Origin of the sequence: Mesorhizobium sp. M5C.F.Ca.IN.020.32.2.1 (assembly GCF_004023105.1) — a bacterium.
In the GTDB taxonomy this organism is placed as follows: domain Bacteria; phylum Pseudomonadota; class Alphaproteobacteria; order Rhizobiales; family Rhizobiaceae; genus Mesorhizobium; species Mesorhizobium wenxiniae.
Genome location: NZ_RZSX01000632.1, coordinates 1 through 3,849 on the forward strand (window position 1 = coordinate 1; position 3,849 = coordinate 3,849).

The window sequence follows — 3,849 nt, forward strand, 5'->3', positions numbered from 1 at the left end:
GTGATGCCGATGACCAGATCGGTCCGCACGGCGAACGCCGAGGTCCCAGTGGCCACCACCAGGCCCGCAGCGGTGAGAATGGTTTTCCACAATTTCATCGTGCAGCTCCCGATATGCTCAAAAAACCCGGTGGATAGAAGCGTGATTTCGCCAAGGAGTAAATTGCGTTTCGTGCTTTCCGGCAGCCCCGGCGGGAATGTTTTCCGTTAGCCGCCGGCTCAAGCGATCGAAGCTTTCCGTCGCAGCCGGGTTACCGTGCGCCGGCGGCCCCTGAGCAATATGTTCAGCCCGATCGCCATCACCTTGGCAGATTCGACCATGTCGGAGATCCCTACCCATTCGTCGGGCCTGTGGGCGAGGTCGAGAATGCCCGGGCCATAGGCGATGCAGTCGTAGATGTGGCCGATGCGGGCAATGTGCTTCTGGTCGTAGGTGCCGGGTGAAATCACGTAGTCGGGCTCGCGGTCGAATATCTCCATGATGCCCTGCGCCACCGCCTTGACCACCGGTGCATCGCGCTCGGTCATCAGCGGCAGCACCTCCATGAGATCGCGGATCTCGTAGTCGAATTTCTTGCGCTCGCGCTTCAGCCGGTCGAGGATATCAGTCACCTCGCTCTTGACCGTGCCGAGGTCCTCCTCCAGCAGGAAGCGGCGGTCTATGGTCAGCCGGCAGGAATCGGGCACGTTGGGCGAGGGCAGGCCGGGCCGGAAATCCTCGGTCTGGCCGCCGTGGATCGAGTTGATGTTCATGGTCGAGCGCTTTGCCCCATCGGGCACGACCGGCATGCGCGTCGTCTTGCGGTCGAGTGCCGGGAACAGCTCGTCCTCAAAAGCACTAAGCACGGCGCCCATATGGCGCACCGCGTTGTCGCCGAGGAACGGCATCGAGCCGTGGGCGATCTCGCCCTTGGTCTCGATCTCCGCCCACCAGACGCCGCGATGGCCAAGGCAGATGCGGTCCTTGTTCAACGGCTCGGGGATGATGACGTGGTCGACCTTCGGCTTGGAGAAATAGCCGAGCTTGGCCAGATGGGCGACGCCGCCGAAGCCGCCGGACTCCTCGTCGACCGTGCCCGATATTTCGATGGCGCCTGGAAAATCTGGGAAGACCTCCATGAAGGCCTCGGCGGCGACGATCGAGGAGGCCAAGCCGCCCTTCATGTCGCAGGCGCCGCGGCCATAGACCTTGCCATCCCTGACAATGCCGGCGAAGGGATCGAGGCTCCAGCCGTCGCCGGCTTCGACCACGTCGATATGCGAGTTGAAATGCACGCAGGCGCCGGGCGAGCGCCCATCGAAGCGGGCGACGACATTGACGCGCGGGTAGCGGTCGGTATCGCCGGGCGTGTCTTCGGCGCGGATGAATTCGACTTCGAAACCGCGTTTCCTCAGCCGCGCTCCGACGTATTCGGCGCATGGCCGATAGGCTTCGCCTGGCGGATTGATTGTCGGAAAGCGGATCAGATCCGCGGTCAGCGCGACCAGGTCGTCGACCCGATCATCGACCGCTTTCAGGAGCCGTTCGTTCATTTCGTTCATTCGACGAATTGAGCAGCCAACGGTGCGCTTTGGCAAGCCTGTTAGCGGACCGCGCCGCTGCTGCGTGTTGTTGCGGCAACTATCGCGGGAATTCGTTCAAATTCGCTGCTTTGGATTGGCGAATTCGTCAAGGAGTATGTGGTTACCTCACTTGCCATTTAAAAAATCAAGAATAGCGTGAAGACAGGCAGGCAAGTGCAATCAAAGGGGTTTGATCGCATGAAAAAGACCGTTCTCATGGCAGCGTTACTGGTAACGATGCTGTTCGGTTCTTCGGTCGAGGGCTGGGCAGCCAAGCTGGTTGCAAGGATCGACGTGTCATCGCAGACGATGACTGTAAGATACGGTCAGGCGGTTTACCGATGGCGAGTATCGACGGCGCGCAAGGGGTATATCACGCCGCGTGGCAGCTACCGGCCGCAACGAACGGCACGGATGTGGTATTCGCGCAAATACGACATGTCGCCGATGCCTCATTCGGTGTTCTACCGCGGCGGCTATGCTATCCATGGCACGGGCGCAGTGAAGTCTCTCGGGCGCCCCGCGTCGCATGGCTGCGTGCGGCTGCACCCCGCCAATGCCGCCGCCTTCTATTCGATGGTGCGGCAAGCCGGCTTCCGCAACACGCGTATCGTCGTGACCAACTAACTTTAGGTGGTTGCAAGCTCGTGGTTCCTACAAGAAGTCAGAACGGGCGCTTCTTGTGAGGCAACGCCGGCTTTCCGCTCTGAACCAATTCGTCGGCGAAAGTGGGAGCACTATTTACGTGGGCAGGCTTTGGGCAGAATATACGGGGTGGGAGGAAGCATTCGGAATCCCTGAATAATGCGCCCGAACGGCTTCCGACCGTTGGTTGCAAGGGAGGATAATCATGAAACGTATTTTCTCGCTCGCGGCGGGTGCCGCGGCGTTATCGCTCGGCGTATCGAACGCCTACGCACAATCGGGCGGCGTCGATAAGGCGGTCGGCGGCTACAGCTTCGAAGAAGCCGCAAAGGAGGCCCCTGGTACGAAGGACTTCCATTCGGCCGATGGTCACCTCACTTTCGCTATCGTGACACACACTGCCGGCAATGGTTTCTTCGATCCGGTCTACGTCGGCGCGACCGTCGCCGGCAACCTGATCGGCGCCAAGGTCCTGCTGCTCGGCTCGGAATCGCCGACCGACGACCCTGCCCGCGAGATCGAAATCCTGAACCAGATCGTGCAGGATCCGACGATCGACGGGCTGATCATGACAACGCCCCAGGTCGGCGCCTATAACGACATCGTCAAGGCCGCCGAGGCGAAGGGCATACCGGTCGCTACGACCAATTCCTTTGACGGCACGATCCTCAACCGCAGCGGCATCGGCCACACCGGCCAGGACGCCTCCGCTGCCGCAATCGCCGGCGAGGCGCTCGTCAAGTGCCTCGCGGACAAGGGTATCGAGAAGGGTTCGATCGTCCTGCCGTCGTCGACCGCAATGGGCAACATCGAGGTGAACAATCGCGTCACTTCGGCTTTCAACGCCATCGTCAAGGGCTTGAAGGATGCCGGCAAGCTTGATGCCTTCAAGGTCGACGCGGGTCCGGAGAACACCGGTATCGACACCAATCCGAATGACCCGGTGAACGGCATCGTGACGCTGTTCGAATCGCGAGGCGACGTCGTTGGCGCGTTCGCCGGCAACAACGTGTTCACGCCGGCGCTTGCCAAGGCCGTCGCTCAGACCGGACTGACCGGCAAGATCTGCGCCTACGGTTTCGACCTCGGCCCGGCCCAGCAGGATGCGATGAAGAGCGGCGATCTGACCGGCGCGCTCGGGCAGCAGCCCTTTTTGCAGGGCTTCTGGCCGGTCATGCAGCTCTATCTGGAGATCGATCGCGGTATCGCGGCATCCAACCTCGACACACGTGCCCAACTGGTGACGAAGGAGACCGTCGAGGATGTCGGCAAGCGCTTCGAGAACTGAGTCCGCTCGGAAGGTCTGAAATCATTGCGGGAGGGCGCAAGCTCTCCCGCAATGCGGCAGCAGGGAAATCGACCAGAAGAGACCATGGCGCTTACCGCGACCACATCACTCGGCCGTGCGCCGTCCCAGATTGTCGGCGGCTGGGAGGTGGGGCTCGTTGCCTTGCTTTTGCTGCTCTATCTCGGCGGCGCTCTCGTCAATCCCGCGTTCTTCGGGTCGACAGGAGCGTTTCACTCGCTGCTCCGCGACACCTCGCGGGTTGCCATCATCGCGGTCGGAGTGACCTTCGTCATCATCAACAAGGACCTCGATCTTTCGGTCGGTTCAACTTACGGCCTAGTCGCCGTCGTCTTC

The 3,849-nt window shown here is 61.3% G+C and carries 3 protein-coding genes and 1 pseudogene; 3 read left to right on the plus strand and 1 reads right to left on the minus strand.

The window, feature by feature from the left end; genetic code table 11:
* Window positions 1-218 precede the first annotated feature (218 nt).
* A complete protein-coding gene (locus EOA86_RS25840; protein WP_128344280.1) occupies window positions 219-1,532 on the minus strand; it encodes an acetylornithine deacetylase/succinyl-diaminopimelate desuccinylase family protein in 1,314 nt (437 codons plus the stop codon).
* Window positions 1,533-1,760: 228 nt separating this feature from the next.
* On the opposite strand from EOA86_RS25840, the gene EOA86_RS25845 reads away from it, so the two are divergent.
* The 3 genes and pseudogenes from EOA86_RS25845 to EOA86_RS25855 all read left to right on the plus strand — a co-directional run.
* Window positions 1,761-2,189, plus strand: coding sequence for a L,D-transpeptidase (locus EOA86_RS25845; RefSeq protein WP_029351843.1), 429 nt, complete (start codon window positions 1,761-1,763; stop codon window positions 2,187-2,189).
* Between the two features lie 223 nt (window positions 2,190-2,412).
* Window positions 2,413-3,495: a substrate-binding domain-containing protein gene (locus EOA86_RS25850; RefSeq protein ID WP_065012193.1), complete on the plus strand. Its 1,083-nt coding sequence runs from the start codon at window positions 2,413-2,415 to the stop codon at window positions 3,493-3,495.
* Between the two features lie 84 nt (window positions 3,496-3,579).
* Window positions 3,580-3,849 (plus strand): annotated as a pseudogene (locus EOA86_RS25855) (ABC transporter permease); the annotation flags it as partial.

Bases quoted from the DNA above. Each gene is read 5' to 3' on its own strand.
- EOA86_RS25840 (WP_128344280.1), bottom strand. From the start codon at position 1,532: ATGAACGAACGGCTCCTGAAAGCGGTCGATGATCGGGTCGACGACCTG.
- EOA86_RS25845 (WP_029351843.1), top strand. From the start codon at position 1,761: ATGAAAAAGACCGTTCTCATGGCAGCGTTACTGGTAACGATGCTGTTC.
- EOA86_RS25850 (WP_065012193.1), top strand. From the start codon at position 2,413: ATGAAACGTATTTTCTCGCTCGCGGCGGGTGCCGCGGCGTTATCGCTC.